3 protein-coding genes and 2 pseudogenes are annotated in these 4,305 nt (G+C 65.3%); all 5 read right to left on the minus strand.

Features of this window, described 5'->3' with window-relative positions; translation table 11 throughout:
* A pseudogene (locus K9U41_RS21905) lies at positions 1–106 on the minus strand (ferredoxin family protein); the annotation flags it as partial.
* Between the two features lie 110 nt (positions 107–216).
* Positions 217–1,524 carry an FAD-dependent oxidoreductase gene (locus K9U41_RS21910; protein ID WP_282642960.1) on the minus strand — a complete coding sequence of 436 codons (1,308 nt, stop codon included), beginning with the start codon at positions 1,522–1,524 and terminating at the stop codon, positions 217–219.
* A gap of 12 nt (positions 1,525–1,536) precedes the next feature.
* A complete protein-coding gene (locus tag K9U41_RS21915; protein ID WP_282642961.1) occupies positions 1,537–2,646 on the minus strand; it encodes an electron transfer flavoprotein subunit alpha/FixB family protein in 1,110 nt (369 codons plus the stop codon).
* A 34-nt stretch (positions 2,647–2,680) separates the two neighbouring features.
* Positions 2,681–3,529 (minus strand): electron transfer flavoprotein subunit beta/FixA family protein, encoded by an 849-nt coding sequence (locus K9U41_RS21920; protein ID WP_282642962.1) that lies wholly within the window; start codon positions 3,527–3,529, stop codon positions 2,681–2,683.
* Between the two features lie 657 nt (positions 3,530–4,186).
* Positions 4,187–4,305: pseudogene (nifH, locus tag K9U41_RS21925) on the minus strand (nitrogenase reductase); the annotation flags it as partial.

The raw sequence follows: 4,305 nt of genomic DNA on the forward strand, positions 1-4,305 counted from the left end.
GGGTGGTATGGGGGCGCACCTTGATGTGGGCGCGGCCGGCATCCACGAGATAGCGGTTCTGGAAGAGCTTGTCCTCAACGCGAACGGCGGTTTCGGTCGTGGCCATGGGAAACTCCCGAAGGTTGGCGGCGGCGGATGGGATCCGCCGCCTGGGTTCGAGCAATCTGGAACCGGACAATTGGGTCCGAGCGAAGAACGGGCTGACCGAAAAGGACGTCAGCGCCAGGCGCGCGCGAGGCGGAAGGCGTCGCCGAACAGGCCCGCCCACGACCGCGCGGAGACGAAGGACTTCATCGTCAGCTTCTGCTTCTCCTTCTTCGGCGTGCCATCGACACGCAGGAAGTTGTCCATGGCCTTGTTGACCAGCTGGGGATAGGTGAGGAAGAAGTTCTGCGACTGCACGTGCAGCAGCTGCGGCATGTCCTTGTACTTCTTAAGATCCTTCATGACGAAGCTGTCGTCCAGCATCTTCTTGTAGAGCGACAGGTTCGAGGCCGTCATGGGATCCTTGCGGGACTTGACCTGGAAAATCGCCTCGGCGGCGATCCGTCCCGACGTCATGGCGAGGTTGGACCCCTCGCGATGAATGGCATTGTTGAGCTGGGCGGCATCGCCCACCACCACCCAGCCGTCGCCGAAGAGCTGCGGGATGGCCTTGAAACCGCCCTCGGGAATGAGGTGGGCGGCGTATTCCTTGACCTCGGAGCCCTCAATGAGTGGGGCGACCGAGGGGTGCTGCTTGAACTTCTCAAGCAGCTGGTAGGGGGATTCCCCGCTGTTCTGGAAATCGGAGACCAGGCAGCCGAGGCCGAGCGAGACGCATTCGCGGTTGGTGTAGATGAAGCCCATGCCGGTCATCCCCTTGGAGATGGTGCCGGCGGCTTCGATCACGACGCCCTCATTGCCCTTGAGGTTGAAACGCTGCTCGATGACCTCCTGCGGCAGGAAGTGCATTTCCTTCACCGCGAGCGCGACCTCGGTGGGCTTGGGGATCTTGCGCAGGCCGGCGCGGGTGCCGAGCAGGCCGGTGACGCCTTCCGCCAGCACCACCACATCCGCATGGATCTGGCCGCCGCCGCGATCGGTCTTCACGCCGATCACCTTGCCGTAGGCGTCCTGGACCAGCTCGGTCACGGTGGTTTCGCAGACCACGAGGGCGCCGGCCTCGCGCACCTTGCTGGAGAACCACTTGTCGAACTGCGCCCGGATGATGGTGTAGCGGTTCGGCTTCTCTTCGTTGAACTCGTCCGAACGGTACTGCAGGCCGGTGTGGGAATTGTCGCCCATCATCCAGAAGCGCTGCTCGATCAGGTGCCGCTCCAGCGGAGCATCTTCCCGGAAATCGGGAATGATCTTCTCCATCATGTCGGCGTAGAGAATGGCGCCCTGCACGTTCTTGGAGCCGGAATACTCGCCGCGCTCCAGCTGGAGCACCTTGAGCCCCCGCTTGGCCAAGGAATAGGCCGCGGCATTTCCGGACATGCCGGCGCCGATGACAATTGCGTCGAACTTTTCGTCGATCATCGGAGCAATCCTTCAGCTGGCAAGCTTGTCGCGGGAATGAGCGGACAGGCGCTTGGAGAAGGCTTCCGTCAGCATGGGCAGGAAGCGCACGGCGTCGGTCACGATGCCCACATGGGCGAAGTCGAAGATGGGGGCGTTCTTGTCGGTGTTGATGGCGACGATGAGATCGGCACCCTCCACGCCGACGCGATGCTGGATCGCGCCCGAAATGCCGGCGGCGATGTAGAGCCGGGGACGGATGGTCTTGCCGGTCTGGCCGATCTGCCGGTCGGACGACACCCAGCCCTTCTGCACCAGCGGGCGGGAGCAGCCGAATTCGGCGCCCATGGCGGCGGCGAGGTTCTTCACCAGCTGGAAGTTCTCGGGCGAGCCGAGGCCCATGCCGCCGGCCACCACCACGTCCGCATAGGCTAGGTTCGCCTTGTTGGAATCGCGGTCGGGCAGGAAGCTCAGGATCTTGGTGATGATGTCGTCTTCCGCCACGCCGAGCTTGTGCTCGATGACGCGGCCGACCGGTTTTTCCACCCGGATGGGCATGGACATCACGCGGGGGCGCACGGTGGCCATCTGCGGCCGGTAGTTGAGCGTGTAGATGGTGCAGAGCAGGGAGCCGCCGAAGGTGGGACGGGTCGCCGCCAGCGAGCCGTCGGTGTCCACGTCCAGCTCGGTGGAATCGGCGGTGAGGCCGGTGAGCAGCGTGGTCGCCACCGCGCCGGCGAGGTCGCGGCCGAGGGTGGTGGCGCCGAGCAGCAGGATTTCCGGCTTGTAGGTGTTCACGAGGTCCGTCATCGCGGACGTGTAGGCCTCGTTGCGGTAGTCGGTGAGCACCGGGTCGGCCACCACATAGGCGATGTCCGCGCCGTAGCAGAAGGCTTCCGCCACCGCGCCGCGCACCGTCTCGCCCTCGGCGCCCAGCACCACGGCGCCGAGCTCGACTCCCAGCTTGTCGGCGAGCTTGCGGCCTTCGCCCATCAGCTCCCAGGAGACGGGATGGACCTGGCCGCGCTCCTGCTCAATGTACACCCAGACGTGCTTGTACGCCTTGAAGTGTTCCGGCAGTTCCTTCTTGGTGGACGCGCGTCCACCGGCGGCGGGGGCTGGGGGTGTCTTCGGCTCGCTCATGATGGTCGGCTCTCTGTTCCTGGGTCGTCGGCCGTCAGAAGCCGCGCGCCAGCGCGGTCAAATCGGCTTCGAGATTGGGCTGGCGGGCAAACACTTCCGCGATCAGGGCCTCGGCGAGGTTGCCGCCCTCCGGGGCCTCGATGAACTTCGCCTTCTCGGCGCGCGCGCTCGGCGCGAACACGCGCTTCACGATGGTGGGCGAGCCCTTCAGGCCGCACTTGCTCATGTCCTGCACGCCGGCATCCTTGGCGCTCCACTTCACGACCTCGGCGCGGGCGGCGCGCAGCGCGTTCTCCATGGAGCCGCGGCGGATCTCGTTGGTGGCCTCCAGCATGGCGACGAGGCAGGGCAGCTTGCTCTTGAGCACCTGCGTGCCGCCCTCGGCGCGGCGCTCCAGGGTGATGGTGCGCCCGGCGGGGTCGAAGTCGGCGACCTTGGCCACATAGGTGACCTGGATCAGGCCAAGCCGCTTGGCGATGCCGGGACCCACCTGCGCGGTGTCGCCGTCGATGGTCTGCTTGCCGGTGAAGACGAGGTCCGGCACGCCGTAGGTCTCGCCGATCTTGGTGATGGCGGTGGCGAGGGCGAAGCTGGTGGCCAGGGTGTCGGAGCCGGCAAAGAAGCGGTCGGTCAGGAGCACGGCGCGATCGGCGCCGAAGGTCAGCGCCTTGCGCAGCGAATCTTCCGCCGAGGGCGGGCCCATGGTGAGCACGGTGACTTCACCGCCGAACTTGTCGCGCAGCCGCATGGCCTCTTCCAGCGCGAACAGGTCGTAGGGGTTGATGATCGTCGGCACGCCCTGCCGCATGATCGTGTTCGTGACGGGGTGGACACGGATCTGAGCTGAGTCCGGGACCTGTTTGATGCAGACGACAATGTGCATGAATTCGCTCCGAGCCCTTCACCACGGCTTCGGACAGTGACTAGCAAACCGCGTACCAAGCGGATGTCATCTGTGAATCGTTCGCATTGGCAATGACTTGAGAAGTATTGTCGCGAAACGGCGACACGATCGCACCGTCATTCCCGTTACCTGATGCGAAATCTTGTCAGGAAGGCGACAGCTGCCCATGGGCCGTGGCCCATGTCGGATCGAGCGCTGTCATTCCGCGAACGCTTCGCGATGGCGCGTCGCAATTGCGACGGTGGCCGGCGGGGTTCCGGGGTGTCTGTCCGGAGGCTGACGCGGCGCGCGAACCGGCGCGGCGGGATGTCCGGGCGATGTCGGGTTTATGTCGCGCGGCGGCCAAAGGCGGTGGATGGCGGTGCGCAGGGAGAGGGGAGGGAGAGATTGAAATTCTCGCAGGGCGCGTGCGGCCTTGAGCCGGCGAGTGCTTGGTCCGGCAAAAGGTCCCTCGCCCGAAGGCGAGGGACCGGGACGTCTGAGAAGTCTTAAGCCTAAGCTATATGAAACGGCGTATTGAAAAGGTCACGCCGGAGCCCTCTGAAATATTCGTGGCAAGACCAGTGCGGCGTGCCACGCGGCTCGGCGTCCGGGGCGACGGGCCGGCGCGAGGCCGGCCCGTCGAAGTCGTCAGCCTCAGGCGGTGAGCTCGGCGGCGGTCTTGCCGACCTGGCTCTCGTCCACGGCCTTCATGATGCCGTGCTCCATCAGCATGTCCTCGAGCTCGTCCATGGTGATGGGGGTCGGGATGATGC

Source organism: Xanthobacter autotrophicus (genome assembly GCF_029991245.1).
GTDB lineage: Bacteria > Pseudomonadota > Alphaproteobacteria > Rhizobiales > Xanthobacteraceae > Xanthobacter > Xanthobacter autotrophicus_C.

Excerpts from the sequence above, each read along its gene's own strand:
- K9U41_RS21910 (WP_282642960.1), bottom strand. The coding sequence starts at position 1,524 with ATGATCGACGAAAAGTTCGACGCAATTGTCATCGGCGCCGGCATGTCC.
- K9U41_RS21915 (WP_282642961.1), bottom strand. The coding sequence starts at position 2,646 with ATGAGCGAGCCGAAGACACCCCCAGCCCCCGCCGCCGGTGGACGCGCG.
- K9U41_RS21920 (WP_282642962.1), bottom strand. The coding sequence starts at position 3,529 with ATGCACATTGTCGTCTGCATCAAACAGGTCCCGGACTCAGCTCAGATC.